Origin of the sequence: Turicibacter sp. H121 (assembly GCF_001543345.1) — a bacterium.
Classification (GTDB): Bacteria; Bacillota_I; Bacilli_A; order MOL361; family Turicibacteraceae; genus Turicibacter; species Turicibacter bilis.
This window is the reverse complement of the sequence record NZ_CP013476.1, coordinates 144,815-168,629: the sequence shown is the minus strand read 5'-3', so window position 1 is coordinate 168,629 and position 23,815 is coordinate 144,815. Positions and strand designations below refer to the sequence as shown.

Genomic DNA, 23,815 nt, shown 5'->3' with positions numbered 1-23,815 from the left:
CACTCAAAAAGAGGTCCCAGTGAATTGTTCTTATAATATGATAAAGTAGGAAAGAAGGTGAGGATATGGCTTTTTGGAATGATTTTCAGAAAACAGTTAGTAAAACAGCAGAAACAGGAATTAAGCATACAAATAAGTGGTTGGAAATTGGGAAGCTAACGATGTCGTTGAATGCGGCAAAGTTAGAGTTAAATGAGTTGTTTGAGCAACTTGGAGAGTATATATATGTAAATAAGGTGAGTGATATCACACATTCAGATACTGTTCAAGAACTCTTTCATCAAGTCTCTCTTCAAAAGTCAAAAATTAGAAAAATACAAATGCAAATCAATCAAGTCAAACAAATTCGAGCGTGTGAAAATTGTGGGGCGGAATTGGATGAAAATGCAAAATATTGCCCTCAGTGTCGTGCGCCTCAATCAGATCAAATTGATTGGCATTTATAAATAAAAGCCCTTCTAAAGAGAAATAAATCTTAAGAAGGGTTTTTTTAGATGGATAGAGGTGGAACGATTTGTCGAAATCAAGTATAATGAGGGTTGCTTATGGAGAAAAAATAATCAGAGGAGGAGATTAGATGGTGATTATTAGTATCACGTTGATTATATTGATCGTCGCAGGGTACTTCATTAAAAAGAATTTCGATATTAAATGGGTGATGTTTGGAAGCGGGATTGCCTTGATGGGAAGTGCTATTTTACTTAAAGTACCTCTTTTACCTGAGGAAAGTAGTAGTGGCATTGCTTTTTTTGATATCTTTAAAGTCATTGGAACATTATTTACGAAACAGTTAACAGGAGCTAGTTTTATTTTGATGCTTCTGTTTGGATATACAGCGTTTATGAAACAAATTGGAGCGAATCAAATGACGGTTCAGGTGTTGAGTCGACCCTTATTACATTTAAAATATAAGGCGTTATTATTACCTTTATTTTATCTGATTGGAAATGTACTCGGATTAATTATTCCAAGTGCCTCAAGTTTATCTGTTTTATTAATGGCCACGGCTTATCCAATTTTAGTCTCAGCTGGGATTTCGCCGCTTGGGGTAGCAGCCGTTATTGCGATGTCAGCAACGATTGCTCCCACCCCATTAGGAGCCGATAATTTATTAGCTTCTCAAGCTTTAGAAATGACAGTGACAGATTATGTTTTTAATTATCATGCGAAAGCCTCTATTCCAATTATTTTAGTTTTAGCGATTGTTCATTATGTCTGGCAACGTTATATGGATAAAAAAGAGGTAGCGTTAGAAATTAATCAGGAGATGTTAGTGAATCAAGAGGAAAGAAGCACGTTCAATACTCCACGTCTATATTCAATCTTACCCATGTTACCTCTATTATTAATGGTTATTTTTAATGTCTTTTTAAAGAAAGATAATGTCGGGATGGTTGAAGTTACGCTCTGTTCGTTCCTCTTTAGTATCTTCTGTGAGATGGTTCGGTTGAAATCAGTGCAAAAAGGAGTTCAATCGATTCAAGTTTTCTTTGATGGAATGGGAGTAGGGTTAACGACAGTTGTGATTCAAGTCGTAGCAGCATTAACGTTTGTGGAAGGATTAAAAATTATTGGTGTTATTGATTTGTTAACTAATAGTATTAATCAGCTGAGTGGAGCAGGATTAATTTTAACGTTATTCTTCTGTGGATTGGCTCTTTGTGTCGGATTATTAAGCGGAAGTGGATTGGCCCTCTTTTATGCATGCGTAGAATTAATGCCGAGCTTTGCAGCGTCTGCTGGGATGAATGCGATGTTACTTGCTATTCCGATGCAGTTTGTCTCTCATTTAGTAAAAAGTATTTCACCTGTATCGCCAACTGTTATTATTATTTCATCCATGATGAATGTCTCGCCTGTTGGATTAATTAAACGTACTATTGTACCTGTACTTATTGGAATGCTATTATCAATTATCCTACCGTATCTCTTATTTTAGTACACCGTGAAATGCTTAGTAATTAAGGACAATCAGTTACATATTTCACCCGTTTTCATATAATGCAGTAAAGAAACGAATGAAGGCTGTACAAGATAGAGGGGGGGAATCCGATGCTTAGAGTCAATCGAACCTTTTTATTTGTTTATAATTTATTAGTTGCTTTAGCGTTCTTATTGCGTTATGTGATGGTTGGGCCTATCCTATTTAATCAAGTTTGGTGTTATTGGATGGTTCTAGTTGCGATGGCGTTAGTATTATCGTTGCTAAATTATGTAACATTTTGTCATCCGACACCACTTGAGATTGTCGCTTATCATGTCAATCTTATTATGCGTCATCCTATTGATCAAGGTGAAGATGAGGAGTATGATGCGCGTAATAAGTTATATTTATCTGAACGTTTTATAGAAAGCTCTAATTATAAATTTTTCTATTATGAAGACTGTTGTGCTAAAACAAATCAATATCATCGTATGAAAATTAAATTAGCTATTGGTGAACAAACCTTTAATAAAGCATCCATTATTATTAAAACGATGGATCAACAATATATTCGTTTTAATATGATTAAAGAAACAGATTATTCGCTGTTGGCCTTTTTATATGAGTGGGAAATTGATGACATTGACTATAGTGATCAAACAACATTTGAACGAATGGTCAAAGGTCAATAACGTGAAAGAGTTAGTAGAAAAGTGGTTCTACTAACTCTTTTTTATTAAATAGACAAGTACTGTTAGATAAAAATGTTGTTTTTAGCCTTTATAATCTAATTCGGTTAGAAATAACTTTTGATATGAGGTTGTTTATTATCAATATGATTGTTTAATGCAATTAAAAAAAGTCATTTAAGAATAATTCCTTATTCCTAAATGACTTGAATGAACCTTAGAACGTTATCTTTTACTTCCTCCATCCTTCAGCCGTATTATATTCTGTATGCTCATTGGCCACTTCTTTTAACCAATTATCTAATTCTGCTTTACAAAAATAGTATTGACCATCAACTGTAAAATATGGGAGCATCATTCCTGAAAAAATCCCATCTTCTTCTAAATCTGTTTTTTCAATATTAATCATTCTAATGACTTGTTCTTCTGATAAATGAAGATAATCTGCTGCTTCATTTATCCCTAACACTGGACTTTTTTCTTTTGAATCGATTGAAGTCATATTAATCGCAGTTGATACCTTCGTAGCCATAATGGACGAGCCAATCACGATTGTACATGCAAGAATAATAATTGAAATGGTTAGTCCTTTATTGTTTTTCATCTGCATCACCCCATTGTTTTACCCTTTATTAACATTATGATATATTAAGCCCTATTAGACTAAATTGTTGATATTTTCATTAAAAACTATATGAAATAAAAATTAGATATACACTCTAAAGAATTCATCAATTCCTAGCATGATTTAATCAATTCAAAATGTGCTAGTATTCCAATTAAACAGATTGATAAAATAATACTTAATATGAAGTAACTTACTATTCTAATCACCCTATAATCCTCATTACTGGACGGTTCAGTACATCCAATTAAGGTGTATCCAATTATTATCGCTTCTATTATTCTTAACAGAACTGATAAAACAAACTCTTTAAATATGAGATTCCCCCATTGTAATAAAAAAACACTTGGCCTTTGAAGTAGGAATAGCATACCTTTGTGAAAAATGATGTCTAAAAGAAGTACAATCCAACATAAGTTTTTGCGTATTAATTCCCCCATATAATCGCCCCCTTTTAATTATCTCAATTTATTTTAGTATAATATGGAAATTTTTACAATCTATCAACAAAGTTGTCTAACACGGCTAATAGAAAAAAGATATGAATAGTAAATACATTTAATGGGAATAGTAATAGAATCATTATTTAGGGGGCACTATCATGAAAGTCATCTTCTCTTTAATGTTAAACATCTATATTGATTATCCCATGATTCCGTCTCGTTATTTAAGAGAGATGACGACTTGGTTATCTCTTTTCCTTGATAAACAGGAGGCTGTTCTTAATTATAGTTATGTTTGGTGGAGGGAAGGGGTATTTGTGATGGGGTTATTTCTCCTTTTAGCGGTCATGACGACTTCTTTTTATAACAGGTATTTGAAATCATCTTCAATGGGGGAAGGTGATAAAACCTATTCAGAAGCAGTATCTATTTTATACGTTATTACCAGCAAGTTTATATAAGGTTAGTCGTCTAAGTTGTTTAGGGATCAGGATGGATCATTTATTGTTTAATGAACAAGGCATCTATCTAATTCAAAAATTGAAAGGTCAGGGAGTATTGAGTGGAAAGGTAGAGGATTGGTGTTTAAAGTTCCTATCTCCAACCTCATCTATCGAGAAAACAATCAAAAATCCAATTCCTGTTTTAGAGTCAAAGATTTCACTTTTAAAAGAATTACTGAAGCTTTATGAGATAAATTTAATGGTTGAAGGGTATTATGTTTATGATGAACAACAGCTTTGTTTACAATTAAGCCCGGTATCGCAAAAGTTAAATTTTATCAAAGAACAAGAGCTTCAATGTTTTTTTAAACAACTCTCAACAAAAGCAACTTCAAAAACAACTTTGAATGATGATCAGCTTCAACGTATTTTTTCTTTTGTGATTTCAATGCGTTATGTTGAATATTTAAGAGGGTTTTACAATGAGCTGAATTTAGTTGATAAGGTGCACTTATCGTCTACCTTAAGCCGATGTTCAAAGGAGTTACTTGCATTTTTTGTCAGTCCTAATTCTTTGACAATTCAAAAGATACAGCAGTTTAAACACAGATATTTAGAAGTTCCATCTCAACGAATACATCAACTGCAAACAAAATTATTTCATGAATTAGAAAGGTGGGCGCTAGCCCATCCTGATCTTGAATTTATGAGCTTCAATGAGGAAGTGCTAACTTTTTCTGAAGGATTTCAATTCTCGCACTTAGACCGCAAAGAACCCTTTATCATTTTACATGACTCATAACTCCTTGCCATTGTAAGTTTTAACAAATTGTGGTTTAATTATCCATATTAATTAAAAGGGGGAGAGGTAAATATGATAAGTATCCGCCCAATGGATGCAATTGATTATGAGAAGGTTGCTAACATCTATCAACAGGGAATTGATTCTAAACAATGTACATTTGAGACAGAAGTACCAACCTGGGATAGTTTTGATCAAGGACATCTTCAGCATCCGCGATTAGTAGCAGTTGATGAACAAGGGGAGGTCTGTGGATTTATCGTCTTGAGTTTAATGAGTTCAAGGCGATGCTTTCGAGGAGTTGCCGAGATTAGTATTTATTTAGATGGAGCTTATACAGGACAAGGGATTGGAAGAACCTTAATGAATGAAATGATTACTCAATCTGAAGAAGCGGGGATTTGGAGTTTATTTTCTGGAATTTTTCCGGAAAATAAAGCAAGTATTGCACTTCATCAACGATGTGGTTTTCGAGAAATTGGTTATCGTGAGAAAATGGGAGAAAGCGAGGATGGTACTTTTCGAGATGTTATCTTTTTTGAGCGTCGAAGTCAGATCATTGGGTAGATGATAATTTTGTAATTTAATCTATCTTTGAGTTTCGCCTAACATTTAAACGCATATAGTAAAGTAGACAGTTAAAGTGAGGCGATACAATGGAATATGGTATTAGTGGTTATCAAACTGATTACCGATTTATGAAAAAAGAGGTGATTCAACTTGCTCATGAAACGGTTCCGTTAACGGGAACTGAACAAGTCGATCAAATTTATTTATTAGGAACTAAAGAGGATGATAATTTAATTTATAGCGATATTGCATTGGTTGTTGAAAATGGAGCAACTGGAGAAAAAAAGTTTTACACAATTCCAACTTCAAAAGGAATGGGGGGCGGGATAGATCTTGTAGATTTTACGCATGATGGTTTGTTAGACGTGGGGGTCTATATTTTTAGTGGTGGAACCGGAAGTCAAGTCGATTATTATATTTTCTTTAATCAAGGTAAGGCAGTACAACTTGGATTTAGTAATAAATTATTAGAAGAAAAACTTAAATTTCAAGTCACCTACTTACCTAAGTATCAAGTCGAAATTAAAAATTTGAATACAAATGAGACAACTATTTTAGATTTATCAAGACGGAGTTCAGATTATTTAGAGGCGATTTACGATACGCAAGGGAATTTAAAAAATCCATTATTAGGGGTTGTCGCTCCTGTCAGTGATTCAAATCCAATCAATAGTAAACATTACTCTCAAGGTCATGATCTGATTTTAACCCAACGAATATTAGGCCGTTCACATAATGATACGTTAGGTTATGTTCAATCATACATAGGGTTTGATGAAGGAAAATATTATGTCTATCGTACGCTAATTTCACAATAATAGGCGATTTAACTAAAAATCATGATTAAAAGTTAAAAAAAATCAAATACTAAAGGTCAGAAACTGTATTTTATATGGGAGTGATATAGATGACAATTGAAGCCTTTGTATTTGGAGCTATTTTTGAAATGTGTATTACTTATTTAATTTTATGTGAATTATTTTTTTAGATATGAAACATTAAGTCATGAAAAAAACATCATCTTAACTAAGAATGATGTTTTTTTCATCATTAGTAGGTTGATAGGATAAGGAATCCGTTAGTAAAGCTAAAATTAGCATTCCAATGAATAATGGAAATAGATTTGATAAGTTAGCCAATTGGAAAAATTGAAGATTAGCATCAGGGGAGGATATTTTATTAATGACATAGAGGTAATGATTTAAGTTTGGGTTGATGGCTTTTTTACATTGAATTCGTTGGATTAAGTCAAAATAAAAGTCAGGTGATTGGTCATTCTAACCTAAGGTGAGATAAGTTTCATTTCTAATGGTTGCAGGAACAGCCCCATGTAATCACATTGTTTTCTTGCTAAGAGATATGGGCTTACTTGAGGGGCTTCAATAGTTAAATAACTCACCATAAGGGCATGCTTCTCGAGCAAAAGTTTAAATTTGAATATGACGCTCACTAAACATTTCTTCGCTAAAAATACGTAAATGAGCCTTAAGTGTTACATGGGTTTGTGCTTGTGTTTCAAGCATTAGATGAAATTAACAAATGAAGCTAAGTAATAGTAATAGCCTGTATTTTTTAGATACATCATAGAAAGCCCTCCTACACCATACTGTGTTAATTGTAGCATGTAGATGTATTTATGCGAAATATTTCCATAAAAAAGAAGCTATCGATGAGATAGCTTCTTCTTAAGTGACAGTATGGTGGAGTAAATAGTGTGATGGTGTATGAGATGTTGGTAGTTTTATAAAGTGATAAAAGGATTATTTGTTAGTAAAAGGTAAAGAAATAAATAATGTATGAAGTATAATGGCTATAACAATGGATTAAAAGTGTTTAAAAGATAGAAGTTTAAATAAAAATTTAGTAAGGATATAGGAGAATGATAGGTAATGTATGAATGTTTATGTTTAGAAAAATTTAATCAATTGTTTGATTGTGTCTACTGTCCTTAATCGACTGAGGATACCGGAAGTGATTAAGTAAATAGATTTTGTTAAAGTGTTGTAGGAAAGTTGGATATTAGACTGAATTAGGAATGTTTTTAGGATGTATGAGTGATTTGGTATCCTCAATATACCATATGAAAATAAAGAAGAGTTGTCTGTGTTTATGTCATCAAAAATAAAAAAAACACCTTAATCGGTGTTTATTGTTCGGTTTGGTACCAATGGCCGGACTCGAACCGGCATGAAGTAAGCTTCGGTGGATTTTGAGTCCACTGCGTCTACCAATTCCGCCACACTGGCATTTACAAATTTATTATATCATATCTTATAGCAGTTGCAAGTGTTTTTTCGAAAAAATTCCAATTGTGAACGGTAGTATATCATTGTGAATGAATTCCTAATGTAAATTTTAATTAGAAAAAAATAGAAAAAATACAAAAAATCAACAAATAATACTCATTTTTTTAAAAAAGATGCGTATATTATAAATATAAAACGCTTTCTTTTTTGAGGGGTAATCTCATTAACAACAGATAATAAAAAAATCAGTGTGGTGATCCGATGAATGAGTGAGATTAGCAGAAAAGAAAAGGCGTCTAATGAAACCATTTAGAGGGATCAATTATGAACGTATATTGGAAACCTACAGTGAATCAAATGATGAGTGAAGATGTTTTTAATCAATCACTACAAGAGGTTGAATGTAAGATTTCAGCTTGGGGTCAACGTGAGTTAGCATTAAGTGGTTTCTTATTAGCTTCATTTGTTGAACAAAAAGTAGAGGAATATAAACGTTCGTTTATTCAAATTGAAATGCCGTTTCATACAGAAGCAGAGTGTCAAGCTTATTTAGATGATTTTTATCATGAATATGCTGAAGTTATTAAATTATTTCCTTATGACCGTTGGGTATGGGTTAAAAAACTAGAAGTGATACAATATGGGCCTTATGATATTCAGTGTGTTCATGTTCCTAGCCAAGTGCTAGATCATAAAGAATTCCCATTAGGTTAAGTTAGTATAGATGAGTTTGTCAATATCAAAGGAAAATAAATATAAGTCAGATAAGTTTTTTATATTGGAAAACTTTTAGTTGGACTATCGTCAGTTTTAGTATTAAAACAATTTAGCAACTAAGACTGATATCCAGGGATGAAATACACTTCTGTTTTCATAATTATATAATTCTCTAATATATCTAAATTAAAAAGAGGGGGGGATTTCTAAAATTCCCCTCTTTTTCAAACTAGTTAAAGTCATTATCAGAATTAGACTTTATTTTAATTCATCGATAAACAGCTATTGAGGCAGAGTTGACTAATAAAAGAATATTTTCATTTAATAAGGGATAGGGTTAGATAAACCTTTTGATCATTTATCTAACTCTTTTAATTGGAAAAAAATTCATGAATAAATGAGTAAAAAAATTGTTTACAAACGTCAGTAAATGGTTTAAAATAATCAATGTGGAAAACAAAACAAAAAATGTCTCGGTAGCTCAGCTGGATAGAGCAACGGCCTTCTAAGCCGTCGGTCGGGGGTTCGAATCCCTCCCGGGATGCCACTTAATTGAACTAAATGACTACAACGGTGTAGTTTTTTTAATGTCTAAGCGTTAGGTGTATATTAACGTCCGATGTTGGTCGTTTGTTTAATGTTTTTGAATAAAAAATGTCTCGGTAGCTCAGCTGGATAGAGCAACGGCCTTCTAAGCCGTCGGTCGGGGGTTCGAATCCCTCCCGGGATGCCATTTGATAGAAGATAATGAACTACATAATTGTAGTTCTTTTTTTGTTGTTTAAAAAGGAAGATGAAACGGAAAAAAACTAAACTCAAGTGAATATTAAACAAGGGTTGTTTACAAGATAAACGCATGAGGTGAAAAGATGGCAATGATTTATGACTTCCCGACAAATTATGAAGAAAAGATCGATCAAGCAACTAAATTAATGGAAAAGGGTTATATTGACCAAGCAATTTGTTTATTAGAAGATTTTTTAGAAGTTGTTAAAGATCAAAAGATTGAGTTCGAAGTGAAAAAGCAATTGATTACGGCCTATATGTTAAAAGGCGAATTTGAAATGTGTGAGGCACTTATTTTAGAAATAAAAGCGGCAAATTGTTTAGACTTAATTGTAGCGGCCCATGATATATTAGTCACGATGTTTCAACTTCCAGGTGATGTAGTAGAGACCAAGCAGTTAGAATATGGTCGAGAGTTAGGGTTAAACGTTTTAACGAATAAGAACCTCATTGAATTGGTTTATCAATTAAAAACATACTATGAAAGTTATTGGTATGAAACGATTGATAAAAAAATTCAAGTGTTAAAAAATGAATCTAGCTTTGAGACCCGATTGATGGTGTTATCTGATTTGCAGGCAATTGACCCGATTCAATTAACGTTATTTCAAGAGGAATTTGAGTCTATTTTAAATAATTGTTCTCAGCCTATTATCAAAACCATGTTATTTGAATTATTAGTACAAAAGGGAATTGAATGTGAAGTGAATTTTGATAGTGAAATGATGAGTAGACAACTTAAAACAACTGCAGATAGTTTAGATGAATTTTATGAGCAACTCAATCAGGCCATTCACCTTCTCTTTGAAATTGAGGTGGATGAGGACACAAGGCAATTACTCAAACAACATCTAATCTTCTTTTACCAGTGTCTCTTTCCGTTTGTAGATGAAGTTAATCCAGGGGAAGTCGTCCAAGAATTAGCTCGTATGCTCTTAGGGATTGAACTGGAGTTAGTTAGGCAGCAAAAGGGGCTTGATGATAAATTAAATACAATGACTGACATCACATACAAAATGAGTCAGTATATCCTAAGTTTATCATCATTAATGTAGAAATTAGGAAAAGCCTATGTTATAATTTAAAAGTTGTTACAAAGATGTAAACGCAACGTTAATAGATGGAGGTTATTAGACATGTCAGTTAAAGTTGAAACAGTAGAAACTAATAAAGTAAAATTAACAATCACTCTTTCAGCAGAATCATTCGATAAAGCATTAGATGCTGCATTTAAAAAAGTATCAAAAAATTTACAAGCACCAGGATTCCGTAAAGGAAAAATGCCTCGTCCAATGTTTGAACAAAAATTTGGTGTTGAAGCATTATACGAAGATGCATTAGATGCATTATTACCAAAAGCATACATGGATGCAGTTGCTGAAACAAACATTGCTCCAGTTGCAGCACCATCTTGGGATATCAAACAAATTGGAAAAGGACAAGAATTAGTTGCTGAAGCAACAGTTGTTGTTAAACCAGAGGTAGAATTAGGACAATATACTGGAATCGAAGTTGAAGAATTATCAACTGAAGTAACAGAAGCAGATGTAGAAGCTGAATTAGAAAAATTATTACAAAACCATGCTGAAATCGTAGTAAAAGAAGGTGCAGTTGAAAATGGTGATACTGCAGTTATCGATTACGAAGGATTTAAAGATGGTGTAGCATTCGAAGGTGGAAAAGGTGAAAACCATCCATTAGTAATCGGATCTAACTCATTCATTCCAGGATTCGAAGAGCAATTAGTAGGAATGAATGTTGGAGAAACGAAAGAAATCACAGTAACTTTCCCAGAACAATATCATTCAGCTGATTTAGCAGGAGCTGAAGCAGTATTCAAAGTAACATTACACGAAGTAAAAACTCGCGAATTACCACAATTAGACGATGAATTTGTTAAAGATTTAGATCGTGAAGGAATCGAAACAGTTGCTGACTTAAAAGCAGATTTAGAAAAATCAATCAAAGCTCAAAAAGAAACTGCTGCTCGTAACCATGTCATCGATACAGTAGTTGAAAAAGCAACTGAAAATGCTAAATTCGAAATCCCAGCTGAAATGATCGAGGGAGAAGTTGCTCAAATGGTTCGTGAAGCTGACCAACGTTTCCAAATGCAAGGATTTAACTTAGATTTATACTTCCAATTCACAGGAATGGATATGGATAAATTCAAAGCTCAATTACGCCCTGAAGCAGAAAAACGTTTAAGCTACAACTTAACATTAGAAGCAATCGTTAAAGCTGAAAACATCGACGTAACTGAAGAAGAAGTGATCGCAAAATTATCTGAAATTGCTCAAGCATACGGACGTGAATTAGAAGAGTTAAAAGCTCAATTACCAAGCTTAGCAATGTTAAAAGAAGACTTAAAAGTTCAAAAAGCTGTTGACTTCATCGTTGAAAAAGCAGTTCGTAAATAATTAATTGATTTATTTGATCATTATTTTTAATGAGGCGCGTAGCATTCGTGCCTCATTTTGTGCAATATAAGAGGTTGCAAAAAATGTCTAAAATGGACATTAATAATTTGGAGGGTAGCTGAATATATTGATAGTAGTTACTCAATAATGAGATTTGTCACTGTATGGAGGTGTAAAGGATGAATAATATTGATATTACCTGCTCATTTTGTGGGAAAAGTCATGATGAAGTCAATAAAATAATTGCTGGACCTGGGGTGTATATTTGTGATGAATGTATCCAAATGTGTTCGGAAATTATTGAAAATGAACAGTCTGATGAGTTAAGTGAAGAATTTAAAACTTTACCAAAACCAAAAGAAATTTATGAACTATTAAATGAGTATGTCATTGGTCAAGAGGATGTTAAAAAAGTATTAGCTGTAGCGGTATATAATCACTATAAGCGCCTAACTTCAAATAGTGAAGCTAACGACGATGTTGAAATTTCAAAAAGTAATATCTTATTACTAGGATCAACAGGTAGTGGAAAAACGTTATTAGCACAAACTTTAGCCAAAGTGTTAGATGTCCCATTTGCGATTGCCGATGCAACATCATTAACAGAAGCGGGATATGTTGGAGAAGATGTTGAAAACATTTTACTTCGCTTGTTACAAGCTGCTGATTTTAATGTTGAAAAAGCTCAACGTGGAATTATCTACATTGATGAAATTGATAAGATTGCTCGTCGCTCAGATAATCCGTCAATTACTCGTGATGTTTCGGGTGAAGGGGTTCAACAAGCCTTATTAAAAATTTTAGAGGGTGTTGTTGCCAATGTTCCACCACAAGGTGGACGTAAGCATCCAAATCAAGAGTTCATTCAAATTGATACAACAAACATCTTATTCATGGCTGGTGGAGCTTTTGCTGGAATTGAAGAAGTGGTTAAACGTCGTATCGGTAAGAAAGTCATTGGATTTGGAGCGGATTCAAAAGCTAATAACATGAGTAAAAAAGAAATCTACAGTCATATCCAACCGGATGATCTTTTAAAGTTTGGATTAATTCCAGAGTTTATTGGACGTTTCCCGATTATTGGAGCATTAAACCCATTAGAGGTAGAGGATTTAGTACGTATTTTAACAGAACCAAAAAATGCATTGACGAAACAATATAAAAAAATCTTCCAAATGGATAATGTTGTATTAGAGTTTGATGAAGGAGCGATTTCAGCTATTGCTGAAAAAGCAGTTGAACGTAAAACCGGAGCTCGTGGATTACGTTCTATCATTGAGTCAATCATGACAGATGTTATGTTTGAAATCCCATCAACAGATAATATTGAAAAATGTATTATCACACGTGATGTGATTGTGCATAATGAAAAACCAACATTAGTTTTTAAAAATGATGTAGCATAATTAGTATTTACTAATATTTTTAAAGTTTTTTGTGCTATAATAGAAGATAGAGTAAGGAAGCGAATAGCTTCCTTTTCTATATCATCTGAAGTGTCCGCTTATGATATAACTTGAAGTTGTTGATCGAAAATTAACCGTACAACAGTGAATGTCAACATGAAATTCCTGTTATCGACCAAAATATGTGGTGTTAAAAGTACTAGTGAGGTGAGTGGAAATGAGAATAGATGTAAACAGTGTCGAGATGCATACGTTGCCTGTTTTACCAGTTCGCGGCGTCATCTCATTACCAAATACAGAAGTTCGCTTAGAAATCGGTCGTCCACAATCGATTGAGGCATTAGAAGCATGTGAAGCTAATGGAAATTATGTGGTATTAGTTTCTCAAGTGGATCCAAATGTAGAAACGCCTCAAAGTGATGATTTATTCCAATACGGGACGATTGCTAAAATTACAATGAAAATTAAACTTCCAAATGGGCATTATAAAGTTAAGTTTAATTCGATTGCTCGTATTGAAGTTGAAGAGTATACGCAGCTTGAACCGTACTTTGAAGCAGTGGTTAAAACCATGCCATCCGTTTTAATGGATTCTGATCAAGAAGAGGCGATGCTTCGTTTATTAATGGAGGAAGTATCTGAACATGGAAGTTTATTATTTGCACATCCAGCTGATGTCACAGCGTTAATTGATGGGGCAGAAACAGCAGAAAAGATTTCAGATATTATCGCTTTTTATTTAAGAATTTCTGAAGAAGATAAAATGAAGTATTTACAAATGACTTCAGTTGAGGAACGTTTAACGGCTCTTTTAAAAGAAATTGAAAAAGAAAAGCATATTGCACAATTAGAAATGAAGATTAATCAAGAGGTTAAGCGTTCGCTTGATGAACATCAAAAAGAGTTTTATTTACGTGAAAAAATGAAAGCTATTCAAAAGGAACTAGGTGATGACTATTCGAAAGAATCGGTGAGCCAAGAGTTCCGAGAGAAAGTGCAGTCGTTACAAATGCCGGAAGCAGTGAAACAGAAGGCACTCGAAGAAATTAAGCGTTTTGAGATGTTACCGGCTAATTCAAGTGAGGCAGGGGTTGTACGTACTTATTTAGAATGGTTAGTAGCAATACCATGGAACGTACAAACAGAAGATAATAAAGATATTTTATTTGCTGAACAAACATTAAATGATCAACATTTCGGTTTAGAAAAAGTAAAAGAACGTATTTTAGAGTATTTAGCGGTTAAAACAATGACAGGGAAAAATCCATCAACAATTTTATGTTTAGTTGGTCCTCCAGGTGTAGGAAAGACATCATTAGCGCGTTCAATTGCTGATGCTTTAGGACGTAAGTTTGTGAAAGTTTCCCTAGGTGGTGTCAAAGATGAATCTGAGATTCGAGGCCATCGTCGTACTTATCTAGGCGCATTACCAGGGCGTATGATTCAAGCGATGAAAAAAGCTGGAACAACAAATCCGGTTTTCTTATTAGATGAAATCGATAAAATGGCAAGTGATCATAAAGGCGATCCAGCTTCTGCGATGTTAGAAGTTTTAGACCCTGAACAAAACAGTCATTTCAGTGATCATTACTTAGAAGAAGAGTATGATTTATCACAAGTTTTATTTGTTGCAACAGCTAACTATTTAGAAAATATTCCAGCACCACTTCGCGATCGTATGGATATCATTCATGTAGATAGTTATACAGAGCAAGAGAAAGCTGAAATTGCAACGCGTTATTTAATTCCACGTCAATTAGAGGCACATGGATTAACAACTGAGCAATTAACAGTAGCTGATGGTGTTGTTATGGAAATGATTCAATATTACACACGTGAAGCGGGAGTTCGACAGCTTGAACGATTAGTTGGATCAATTTGTCGTAAAGTAGCTAGAAAATTATTGACTGAAAAGTTAGAAACTGTTCATGTCAACTCAGAAGTGCTTGTTTCATTACTTGGTAAACATAAGTTTACTCATGGATTAGTGGAACAAGAAGACCAAATTGGAGTGGTAACTGGATTAGCTTATACACAATTTGGTGGTGATATTTTACCAGTCGAAGTGACGTATTATAAAGGAACTGGGAAAATGGTTTTAACAGGTAAATTGGGAGATGTGATGAAAGAATCTGCACAAACAGCGATTAGTTATGTTCGTGCGAATGCAGAACGTTTCGGAATTGATCCATTAATGTTTAAAGATCATGATATTCATATCCATGTTCCAGAAGGAGCAACTCCAAAAGATGGCCCATCTGCTGGGGTAACGATGACAACAGCTCTTGTCTCAGCATTAGCGAAAAAATCTGTTAAGCGTGAAGTTGGGATGACAGGTGAAGTAACATTACGTGGCCGCGTGTTACCAATTGGTGGATTAAAAGAAAAATCAATTTCGGCTCATCGTGCGGGATTAAAAGTTGTTATTATGCCAAAAGATAACGAAAAAGATCTAGATGATATCCCACAAAGTGTGAAAGAAGATATCACATTTATCCCAGTTTCAACAATTGATGAAGTATTACAGCAGGCATTACGATAAGGTGTTGATTATATGCAAATTAATAAAGCAGAATATGTAAAAAGTTGTGTTCGTGCGGAACACTATCCAACGGACGGATTACCAGAGATGATTTTCGCAGGGCGTTCGAATGTAGGAAAGTCCTCTTTCATTAACTCATTAACAAATCGCAAACAATTAGCGCGTGTATCAAGTCGTCCAGGGAAAACTCAGACATTAAATTTCTATAACATTAATGATATGATGTATTTAGTTGATGTTCCTGGTTATGGATATGCAAAAGTTAATCGTTCATTAAAAGAGTCATTTGGACGTATGATTGAAGAGTATCTAGTCGAACGTGATGAGCTAATCTTAGGTGTTTTGCTAGTAGATTACCGTCATAAACCGACTCAAGAAGATATTGCGATGTATAGTTTATATAAATACTATGAGATTCCAACTTTAGTGATTGGAACAAAAAAAGATAAAGTTAATCGCAGCCAACATAAAAAACAAGAAAAATTAATTAAGGAAACCCTTGATTTTGATGAAAATGATGTGTTTGTTGCTTATTCTTCTGAAACACATGAAGGACGTGAAGAAGTATTAGAGATTTTTGAAGATTTAATCAAACAATATCATGAAGTACTAGCTGAAATGGCGCTTGAAGAGGAATAGAAAAAAGCTTCCCAATTTTTGGGGAGCTTTTTTTAAAGTTAAATGATCATTATATGAAAGAAGATGGAACATTAGAATTTTTTTGTATAAATCATTTCAAATTTATTTCAAATGCAATGGAGATAATGTATAATTAGTGGTGAAAAGTGGATATATAAGCCATCATTTATAGTTTTATTATTAGATTAATAGATATTTGTTGAGGATGCATGATAAACACACTTTTTGCTGATGATACGAAAGAATGTTACCTATTCATCGTAGATAGGTCATTTAGTTATAATCGATAAATTAAAGAAACAGAACTTGATATATCACTGATATAAGAGTTGATTTATAGGAGGTTTCAACCATGTTTAATCACTACTCAGTATTACTTCATGAATCAATTGAAAATTTAGACATCAAAGAAGATGGAATTTACGTTGATTGCACATTAGGTGGAGGAGGCCACAGTAGCGAGATTTTAAAACGACTAACGACTGGGCATTTGTATTCATTTGATCAAGATACATTTGCTATTGAAAATGCAACGAAACGTCTACAAGCGATTGGAAATAATTTCACGATTATTAAAAGTAATTTTGTTCATTTGAAGGACGAGTTAAATGCACGAGGAGTTGAAAAAATTGATGGAATTATTTTTGATTTAGGTGTTTCATCTCCACAATTTGATACACCAGAGCGTGGATTTAGTTATAACCATGATGCAAAATTAGATATGCGTATGGATCAAGAAGCCGAATTATCAGCTTATGAAATTGTTAATGAGTGGGAATATAAAGATTTAGAATTTATTTTCCGTGTTTATAGTGATGAGAAGTTTTCAAAACAGATTGCACGTGCTATTGAGCGCTATCGTGAAAAGCAGCCAATTGAAACGACATTTGAATTGGTTGAAATCATTAAATCTGCGATTCCTGCACCTGCGCGTCGAAAAGGTGGACATCCTGCTAAACGTACCTTCCAAGCATTACGTATTGCAGTCAATGATGAACTAAAAGTATTCGAATATGCTCTAAAGGATGCCATGGATATGCTTGCGATTAATGGGCGTGTTGCGGTTATCACTTTCCATTCATTAGAAGATCGAATTTGTAAACATATGTTCAAAAAGAGAAGTGAAGCGAAAGATATTCCACGTGGATTACCAATTATTCCTGAGGAATTCCAGCCAGAATTTAAGGTCATTACACGTAAGCCGATCGTTGCTGACGAAGGGGAATTAGCAGAGAATAATCGCTCGCATTCTGCTAAATTAAGGGTAGCAATGAAGTTAAAATAGGATAAGGGGGAAAATAGATGAGTCCATTAAAAAGACAGGTTGAACAGCAACAGCCGCTTCAAAGAAGAACGGTTAAACCAACTCAAAAACGAAAAGCGAAGAAAAAAGGATTATACTCACTACAAGGATTAGTAGGGATGACAGTCGTAGGAGTATTTCTTCTTTTAATTGGACAACTGTATTTAGATGCTCAAATTAATGAGCTTCATTATCAGGTAGAGAGAAAGAAACTTGAAATTGACCAACAAGTGGTCGTAAATGAAGAGTTATATTCAAAAATTTCAGAATTATCGACCTATTCACGTGCGATGGAAATTGCGAAAGAAAATGGTCTTTCAACTTATGAGAATACGATTACGATTGGAGAGTAACTTCGGTTACTCTCCGTATTTTTAACATCAAGAAAGAGAATGAGTTGTGAGGTTGATGTAGGTGAAACGAAAGAAACAACAATTAAATAACTTGGGGAGATGGACACTGTTCATAACGACAGCTTTTTTTGGAGTGCTATTTTTATATGTAGCTGGTTGTTTTGTTAAAATTGCGGTAACGGGACAAACAAGAGGGACGGATTTATATGAATTTGCTCTTGAAAAATATTTAGTCGAGGAAGTTGTAACAGGAAGACGTGGCACTTTATATGATCGTGATGGAAATGCTTTAGCAGAACAATTAACTTCATATACCTTATACGCCAATTTATACGAAGAGTATGGTGACGTGGTTGAGGATATTGATGAGACAGCAGAGAAATTAAGTACAGTTATTGATTTGTCAAAAGAAGAAATTGTTGAAATTTTATCGAAAGATGCTTATCAAGTAGAGTTTGGGACAGCAGGGCGACAGTTAACCTATTTAGAAAAAGAAAAAATTGATCAATTAGGATTAAGTGGAATTGGATTCCGACAAAATACTAAGCGATTTTATCCAAATGGTATTTTCGCTTCGCATACGCTAGGTTATACGAAGCTAAATGAAGAAACAAATGTCTTAAAGGGTGAAATGGGATTAGAACTTTATTTAGATGAATATTTAGCTGGAAAAGATGGAGTTATCCAATATATTAAAGATAAAAAAGGTTATTTACAGCCCAATAAAAAAGAATATGTGATTCAACCAGTAAAACATGGTTATGATTTTTATTTGACACTTGATTCAACGATTCAGACCTTTTTAGAGGAAGCGATGAATCAAGTTTGGGAACAAGCTAATCCTGAAAGTTTAGTAGCTGTTGTGGCTAATCCAAAAACGGGTGAAATTTTGGCGATGGGAAGTCGTTCGAGTTTTGATCCTAACATTAGAGATATTGAGAATTATAATAATCCAGTTGTCTCTGAACCATTTGAACCGGGATCGACGATGAAAATTTATACTTATGCAGCAGCGATTAATGAAGGAAAGTATTCAGGGAGTCAGTTTTATGAGTCAGGATCTCGCTTAGTTAATGGATCAACGATTCGAGACTATAATACAACTTGGGGAACAATCACGTATGATGAAGGATTTTATCGTTCCTCAAATACTGCGATTATTGATATGTTAACGAATTGGATTAGTCCGGATAAATATATTGAATATTTAGAAGCGTTTGGATTTGGAAGTCAGGTAGGATTACCACTTCCATCAGAAAGTGCTGGAACATTGCCAACAGATTGGGATTTAACACAAAAAATGACGGCTGGATTTGGACAAGGGATTTTAACGACTCCCATTCAGCATATTCAAGCTATTTCAGCTATTTTAAATGGTGGGCAAATTATTAAACCTCAATTGATTTCACAAGTCTATGATTCAAATACTGAGGAAATGATTTATGAATTTAAAGCAGAACTGGGAGAAACACCAATTACCGCTCAAACGGCTGAACAGGTAAAGCAGTTAATGGTTGGTGTTACTTCAAATAAAACCGGTTCTGGGCGACTTGCGTATAGTTTAAATGGTTTTACAAGTGGTGGGAAGACTGGAACAGCTCAGATTGCAGATGGAGCCAATGGTTACTTAGCCAATGAGTATCTGTATAGTTATATCGGATTTGCTCCAGCTGAAGATCCGGAATTGGTGATGTATGTTGCAATGAAACGACCTGAAACAGGTGAACATGATCAATTAGGACAAATTTATCGCTTTGTTATGCAAAATTCGTTAGTCTATTTAGGAGCTGAAAAAACACCAGTCGTGGATATTGCTGATGTTTATCAAAATACAGAAGTTCCACAGATTATTAATGAATCAATCGAGGAAGCCGTTCTAAAAATTGAAGAGGCAGGATTAACACCAATTATTATTGGGGATGGAACGCAAATATTTGCTCAATCTCCAAAAGCAATGTCTTCTGTTAGTGTTGGAAGCAAGGTGTTTATTCAAACCTCAAAAACATATGCCTTACCTAATTTTACTGGGTGGACGAAAGATGAAGTGGTTCAGTTTGCGATGTTAACAGGATTACAGGTCGAGTACATGGGAGAAGGATATGTGTTGGAACAATCTATTCAACAAGGACAGTTGTTGACAAATCCAATTGGAATAACGCTGACGTTAACGAAAGATTTAACTCAAATTAATGAAAAACTTAACTTGCAAGAAGTTCAGATACAACCTGAAGATTTAACAACTGAATCCAAAGATGAAGGTTCTCAATAAATAAAAAAAGACCTAATTGCTATATCGGAGCAATTAGGTCTTTTTTTTGTTTACATAGAGAGCAGTAGATGAGTCTAGATTCATCACATGAAGTAAAAATAGTTTTCATAAAGAGTAAATAAGTGTAATAAATTTGAATAAAAGGGATTTGAAGTGAAGGATTATGTATTTACTCAAGCGTGCACTCATATATTTACTATGGATGTAGAAGAGGTAATAAACGAATCTTAATTCAATTCAATAAGGGGGATAAGAGATGAAACAGTCAGGAGTTATACAACGACGATTAGTCGTATTGCTCTCAATCATTTTAATTTATTTTATAGCACTTTTTATTCGACTTGCGTATTTGCAAATTTTTAATTCAGGGACATTGGTTGACCGAGCCGAATCGTTATGGTCACGAAATTTACCGATTGAAGGACAACGTGGTATTATTTATGATCGAAATCATGATGCAATTGTTGAAAATGAGGTGGCACCATCTGTGATTGTCATCCCAAAGCAAGTCACAGATGTTGATAGAACGTCTGAAGTCTTAGCTGAAGTGTTAGAAGTAAGCGTAGAAGAAGCGAAAAGGCATGTCACACATGGTGTTTCCATTGAAAGAATACAGCCTGAAGGACGTAAACTTTCACTTGAGCAAGTTCAAGCTATTCAAGAGGCTAATTTGGATGGGGTATATCTGGTGAATGATGTGAAACGAAGCTATCCATATGGAAATTTATTAGCTCAAACAATTGGATTTACAGGAATCGATAACCAAGGAATTACTGGTCTTGAGTATGTGTATAATGATTACTTAATGGGAGAAAACGGGGTATGGAAATATTTTTCTGATGCCAAGGGGAACTCTTTACCACAATTTTCAGATGATTATGCTCCCGCTTCGCGAGGATTGGATATTGAGCTGACGATTGACTTACATTTACAAGAAATCTTGGAGCGAGAGTTTGATAATGCAGTTGCTAAATATGATCCTGATCAAATGATAGGTATAATTATGGACCCAAATACAGGTGAAATTTTAGCAATGGCGTCACGGCCAACCTATGACCCTGAAAACTATCAAGATTATGATCAAGAAATTTTCAACCGAAATTTACCAATTTGGTCAACGTATGAGCCAGGTTCAACCTTCAAAATTGTAACTTTTTCTGCTGCGTTAGAAGAAGGAGTCATGAAGCTTGAAGATCGCTTTTTCGATCCTGGTTATGCCATTGTTGATGGAGTACGTATTCGTGACTGGAAAGCTGGTGGACACGGTGATCAATCGATGTTAGAAGTCATTATGAACTCATGTAACCCGGGATTTATTGAACTTGGGCAACGTTTAGGGAAAGAGAAATTATTTGAGTACATTCGAGCTTATGGATTTAATGAAAAAACGGGTGTCGATATGTTAGGAGAATCTCAAGGAATTATCTTTAATCCAGACAACATTGGAAATGTTGAGCTAGCGACTTCATCATTCGGACAAGGAAACTCAGTTACACCGATTCAATTAGTAACAGCAGTGAGTGCCGCTGTAAATGGTGGAAATTTAATGCAACCTTATATTGTGAAGCGAATGTTGCATCCCTATACGAATGAAGTATTATACGAACGCGAGCCAAGCATCAAACGTCGTGTCATCTCTGAGGAAACATCGGAAACGATGCGTTATGCCTTAGAAATGGTTGGTGCACAAGGAAGTGGGAAGGGTGCGTATATTGATGGGTACCGTGTAGGAGGTAAAACAGGGACAGCCCAAAAAGCAAAAGATGGAGCATATATTAGCGGAGAGTATATTCTTTCGTTCGTTGGAATTGCACCCATGGATGATCCTCAGTTAGTTGTTTATGTAGCAATTGATAACCCGAAAAACACGGTTCAGTATGGTGGGGTTGTTGCCGCCCCAATTGCCCGCTCAATCTTAGCAGAGGCACTACCGTATATCGGAGTTGAACCTCGTGAAGAACAAATTGAGAAAAAATATCTATGGACAGATACAAAATATGTAACGGTTCCAGATTTTGTTGGGAAGGAACCGAAAGAGATTGAATCTTCTTATCTATATAATATTGAATATCACGGTGAAGGGACAAAAGTTATTTCTCAACAACCAGCAGCCTTTTCACGTACCATTGAAGGTGGAACAGTTAGATTATATTTAGGCAATTAATATAAAGATTGGAGAGATAGTATGAATTTAGTACAAATGAGTGATTTGTTAGGAATTAGATTTATAGGCGAAAACCAAGTTATTTCTAACTTAGCTTATGATTCTCGTGAAATCGAACCTGGGGGCGTCTTTTTTGCGATTAAAGGTCAAGATCAAGATGGACATGAATATATTGAAAAAGCCATTGAAAAGGGGGCGATTGCCATTGTTGGAGAAGAAGATTTAACATTTGATATTCCCTACTTTCAAGTGTTCAATACTAAAAAAGCTTTGGCTGTCGTGTCAAATGAGTATTATGAAACACCATCAAAAGATATTAATTTAGTTGGTGTGATTGGAACGAATGGAAAGACGACAATTACCTACTTGATTCAACATGTGTTTGAATGTTTAGGGGTGGATAGTGGTTTAATTGGAACGAATGGTTCTTGGGTTGGACAAAAGAAGAAAGCGACACATACGACACCGATGAGTTTAGATTTGAATGATTTATTAAAAGAGGGCGTGAAACATAATTTACCCTATCTTGTCATGGAAGTTTCATCCCATGGGATTAAAGAAAATCGAGTCGATCAAATTCAATTCGATCGCTTGATTTTCACCAATATTACCCCAGAGCATTTAGATTATCATAAGACATTTGAAGATTATCTTTTTACCAAAATGAGACCATTTATTCAATTGAGTGATTATCAAGAAGATAAAGTCGCCATTATAAACTGTGATGATGAACATGCCAATTATTTCATCGGGGCAACAAATGGACGTATTCTAACCTATGGCTGCAAACCTCAGGCAGATTTATTTGCCAAAGATATTGTTTATACGTTAGAGCGTACCGAGTTTTCGCTTTATGTGAAGGGAGAATTCATGAAGCGAATGACTATTCCTTTGTTTGGTAAATATAATGTTTACAATGTTTTATCGGTGCTTGCCTATTTTTATTCTCTCGGATATGATCCATTAAAAATCGTTTCGTTTATTGAAAATGTTTCTTCAATAGAAGGACGATTTGAATATTTAAAAACCGAGAATGGTGTGACAGTCGTAATTGATTATGCTCATAATCCGGATGCTATTTTCCAAGTTTTGACCTGCTTAAATGTCATTGCGACAGGACAGATTATTACGGTTTTAGGGGCAGGTGGGAATCGTGATAAAGCGAAACGAAAGATTATGGGAAAACATGCAACACGTTTATCTGATCATGTGTTCTTTACGAGTGATAATCCACGAAATGAAGATCCACTGAGTATTATTTATGACTTATTATCTGGAACAAGTAGTGTCAATTATACAGTGATTGTGGATCGAGCAAAGGCTATTGAAGCTGCGATAAAAAAAGCAAAGCCGAATGATTTAGTTGTTGTTTTAGGGAAGGGACATGAAAAAACCCAAAATATTAATGGTAAAATTGTTCCTTTTAATGATAAAATAGTCGTTGAAGAAGTGATTAGAAAAAGGGGTATATAAA

At 34.3% G+C, this 23,815-nt stretch carries 19 protein-coding genes and 3 tRNA genes; 20 read left to right on the top strand and 2 right to left on the bottom strand.

Translation table 11 applies throughout. From position 1 onward, the window contains the following. Positions 1 to 65 precede the first annotated feature (65 nt). The 3 genes from AT726_RS00755 to AT726_RS00745 all read left to right on the top strand — a co-directional run bounded on the left by AT726_RS00755 (position 66) and on the right by AT726_RS00745 (position 2,616). On the top strand, positions 66 to 446 hold the full coding sequence (locus tag AT726_RS00755; protein ID WP_055241386.1) for a zinc ribbon domain-containing protein: 381 nt from the start codon (positions 66 to 68) through the stop codon (positions 444 to 446). Positions 447 to 577: 131 nt separating this feature from the next. Then, a complete protein-coding gene (gene dcuC / locus AT726_RS00750) occupies positions 578 to 1,939 on the top strand; it encodes a C4-dicarboxylate transporter DcuC (protein WP_237297148.1) in 1,362 nt (453 codons plus the stop codon). 113 nt (positions 1,940 to 2,052) lie between these two features. Continuing rightward, positions 2,053 to 2,616, top strand: a complete 564-nt coding sequence (locus AT726_RS00745; RefSeq protein ID WP_055241384.1) for a hypothetical protein — start codon at positions 2,053 to 2,055, stop codon at positions 2,614 to 2,616. A gap of 229 nt (positions 2,617 to 2,845) precedes the next feature. Here the strand turns inward: AT726_RS00745 and AT726_RS00740 are convergent, their stop codons facing one another. Further along, positions 2,846 to 3,217, bottom strand: coding sequence for a helix-turn-helix domain-containing protein (locus AT726_RS00740; RefSeq protein WP_068758814.1), 372 nt, complete (start codon positions 3,215 to 3,217; stop codon positions 2,846 to 2,848). A 622-nt stretch (positions 3,218 to 3,839) separates the two neighbouring features. Here AT726_RS00740 and AT726_RS00730 point away from each other — a divergent pair. From AT726_RS00730 to AT726_RS00715, 4 genes are all read left to right on the top strand, one after another. Continuing rightward, a complete protein-coding gene (locus AT726_RS00730; RefSeq protein WP_068758812.1) occupies positions 3,840 to 4,142 on the top strand; it encodes a hypothetical protein in 303 nt (100 codons plus the stop codon). Beyond that, positions 4,081 to 4,926 (top strand): hypothetical protein, encoded by an 846-nt coding sequence (locus AT726_RS00725; RefSeq protein WP_158508529.1) that lies wholly within the window; start codon positions 4,081 to 4,083, stop codon positions 4,924 to 4,926. Before AT726_RS00730 ends, AT726_RS00725 begins: the two co-directional genes overlap by 62 nt. Positions 4,927 to 4,998: 72 nt before the next feature. Continuing rightward, positions 4,999 to 5,493, top strand: a complete 495-nt coding sequence (locus tag AT726_RS00720) for a GNAT family N-acetyltransferase (RefSeq protein ID WP_068758810.1) — start codon at positions 4,999 to 5,001, stop codon at positions 5,491 to 5,493. An 89-nt stretch (positions 5,494 to 5,582) separates the two neighbouring features. Then, positions 5,583 to 6,314 (top strand): hypothetical protein, encoded by a 732-nt coding sequence (locus AT726_RS00715; protein ID WP_068758809.1) that lies wholly within the window; start codon positions 5,583 to 5,585, stop codon positions 6,312 to 6,314. 1,341 nt (positions 6,315 to 7,655) lie between these two features. Here the strand turns inward: AT726_RS00715 and AT726_RS00710 are convergent. Beyond that, positions 7,656 to 7,742, bottom strand: a tRNA-Leu gene (locus AT726_RS00710). A gap of 324 nt (positions 7,743 to 8,066) precedes the next feature. Here AT726_RS00710 and AT726_RS00705 point away from each other — a divergent pair. From AT726_RS00705 to AT726_RS00645, 13 genes are all read left to right on the top strand, one after another. Beyond that, positions 8,067 to 8,456 carry a hypothetical protein gene (locus tag AT726_RS00705; RefSeq protein ID WP_055243202.1) on the top strand — a complete coding sequence of 130 codons (390 nt, stop codon included), beginning with the start codon at positions 8,067 to 8,069 and terminating at the stop codon, positions 8,454 to 8,456. Positions 8,457 to 8,929: 473 nt separating this feature from the next. Then, a tRNA-Arg gene (locus tag AT726_RS00700) sits at positions 8,930 to 9,006 on the top strand. A 109-nt stretch (positions 9,007 to 9,115) separates the two neighbouring features. Then, positions 9,116 to 9,192 (top strand) — tRNA-Arg (locus tag AT726_RS00695). 136 nt (positions 9,193 to 9,328) lie between these two features. Beyond that, positions 9,329 to 10,300 (top strand): hypothetical protein, encoded by a 972-nt coding sequence (locus AT726_RS00690; RefSeq protein WP_068758808.1) that lies wholly within the window; start codon positions 9,329 to 9,331, stop codon positions 10,298 to 10,300. Between the two features lie 81 nt (positions 10,301 to 10,381). Beyond that, positions 10,382 to 11,665: a trigger factor gene (gene tig / locus AT726_RS00685; protein ID WP_068758807.1), complete on the top strand. Its 1,284-nt coding sequence runs from the start codon at positions 10,382 to 10,384 to the stop codon at positions 11,663 to 11,665. Between the two features lie 179 nt (positions 11,666 to 11,844). Continuing rightward, positions 11,845 to 13,071 (top strand): ATP-dependent Clp protease ATP-binding subunit ClpX, encoded by a 1,227-nt coding sequence (gene clpX / locus AT726_RS00680; RefSeq protein ID WP_055243199.1) that lies wholly within the window; start codon positions 11,845 to 11,847, stop codon positions 13,069 to 13,071. Positions 13,072 to 13,288: 217 nt separating this feature from the next. Then, positions 13,289 to 15,613, top strand: coding sequence for an endopeptidase La (gene lon / locus AT726_RS00675; RefSeq protein WP_055304641.1), 2,325 nt, complete (start codon positions 13,289 to 13,291; stop codon positions 15,611 to 15,613). Positions 15,614 to 15,625: 12 nt separating this feature from the next. Next, entirely contained in the window at positions 15,626 to 16,252 is a 627-nt protein-coding gene (gene yihA, locus AT726_RS00670; protein ID WP_055274997.1) for a ribosome biogenesis GTP-binding protein YihA/YsxC, read from the top strand. 352 nt (positions 16,253 to 16,604) lie between these two features. After that, a complete protein-coding gene (gene rsmH / locus AT726_RS00665; protein WP_055243196.1) occupies positions 16,605 to 17,537 on the top strand; it encodes a 16S rRNA (cytosine(1402)-N(4))-methyltransferase RsmH in 933 nt (310 codons plus the stop codon). A gap of 17 nt (positions 17,538 to 17,554) precedes the next feature. Next, positions 17,555 to 17,908 (top strand): hypothetical protein, encoded by a 354-nt coding sequence (locus AT726_RS00660; RefSeq protein WP_055243195.1) that lies wholly within the window; start codon positions 17,555 to 17,557, stop codon positions 17,906 to 17,908. A gap of 61 nt (positions 17,909 to 17,969) precedes the next feature. Next, the gene (locus tag AT726_RS00655) at positions 17,970 to 20,177 is read left to right on the top strand and encodes a penicillin-binding protein (protein ID WP_082704853.1); all 2,208 of its coding nucleotides are present in this window, start codon (positions 17,970 to 17,972) and stop codon (positions 20,175 to 20,177) included. A 256-nt stretch (positions 20,178 to 20,433) separates the two neighbouring features. Further along, positions 20,434 to 22,341 (top strand): stage V sporulation protein D, encoded by a 1,908-nt coding sequence (locus AT726_RS00650; protein ID WP_055275001.1) that lies wholly within the window; start codon positions 20,434 to 20,436, stop codon positions 22,339 to 22,341. Positions 22,342 to 22,362: 21 nt separating this feature from the next. Continuing rightward, on the top strand, positions 22,363 to 23,814 hold the full coding sequence (locus tag AT726_RS00645; protein ID WP_068758806.1) for a UDP-N-acetylmuramoyl-L-alanyl-D-glutamate--2,6-diaminopimelate ligase: 1,452 nt from the start codon (positions 22,363 to 22,365) through the stop codon (positions 23,812 to 23,814). Position 23,815 lies beyond the last annotated feature (1 nt).

What these genes read in the sequence shown, in the direction of transcription:
- yihA (WP_055274997.1), top strand. Translation starts at nt 15,626, where the DNA reads ATGCAAATTAATAAAGCAGAATATGTAAAAAGTTGTGTTCGTGCGGAA.
- AT726_RS00690 (WP_068758808.1), top strand. Translation starts at nt 9,329, where the DNA reads ATGGCAATGATTTATGACTTCCCGACAAATTATGAAGAAAAGATCGAT.
- lon (WP_055304641.1), top strand. Translation starts at nt 13,289, where the DNA reads ATGAGAATAGATGTAAACAGTGTCGAGATGCATACGTTGCCTGTTTTA.
- dcuC (WP_237297148.1), top strand. Translation starts at nt 578, where the DNA reads ATGGTGATTATTAGTATCACGTTGATTATATTGATCGTCGCAGGGTAC.
- tig (WP_068758807.1), top strand. Translation starts at nt 10,382, where the DNA reads ATGTCAGTTAAAGTTGAAACAGTAGAAACTAATAAAGTAAAATTAACA.
- AT726_RS00705 (WP_055243202.1), top strand. Translation starts at nt 8,067, where the DNA reads ATGAACGTATATTGGAAACCTACAGTGAATCAAATGATGAGTGAAGAT.
- AT726_RS00755 (WP_055241386.1), top strand. Translation starts at nt 66, where the DNA reads ATGGCTTTTTGGAATGATTTTCAGAAAACAGTTAGTAAAACAGCAGAA.
- AT726_RS00650 (WP_055275001.1), top strand. Translation starts at nt 20,434, where the DNA reads ATGAAACAGTCAGGAGTTATACAACGACGATTAGTCGTATTGCTCTCA.
- rsmH (WP_055243196.1), top strand. Translation starts at nt 16,605, where the DNA reads ATGTTTAATCACTACTCAGTATTACTTCATGAATCAATTGAAAATTTA.
- AT726_RS00645 (WP_068758806.1), top strand. Translation starts at nt 22,363, where the DNA reads ATGAATTTAGTACAAATGAGTGATTTGTTAGGAATTAGATTTATAGGC.
- clpX (WP_055243199.1), top strand. Translation starts at nt 11,845, where the DNA reads ATGAATAATATTGATATTACCTGCTCATTTTGTGGGAAAAGTCATGAT.
- AT726_RS00660 (WP_055243195.1), top strand. Translation starts at nt 17,555, where the DNA reads ATGAGTCCATTAAAAAGACAGGTTGAACAGCAACAGCCGCTTCAAAGA.
- AT726_RS00745 (WP_055241384.1), top strand. Translation starts at nt 2,053, where the DNA reads ATGCTTAGAGTCAATCGAACCTTTTTATTTGTTTATAATTTATTAGTT.
- AT726_RS00740 (WP_068758814.1), bottom strand. Translation starts at nt 3,217, where the DNA reads ATGAAAAACAATAAAGGACTAACCATTTCAATTATTATTCTTGCATGT.
- AT726_RS00720 (WP_068758810.1), top strand. Translation starts at nt 4,999, where the DNA reads ATGATAAGTATCCGCCCAATGGATGCAATTGATTATGAGAAGGTTGCT.
- AT726_RS00730 (WP_068758812.1), top strand. Translation starts at nt 3,840, where the DNA reads ATGAAAGTCATCTTCTCTTTAATGTTAAACATCTATATTGATTATCCC.
- AT726_RS00715 (WP_068758809.1), top strand. Translation starts at nt 5,583, where the DNA reads ATGGAATATGGTATTAGTGGTTATCAAACTGATTACCGATTTATGAAA.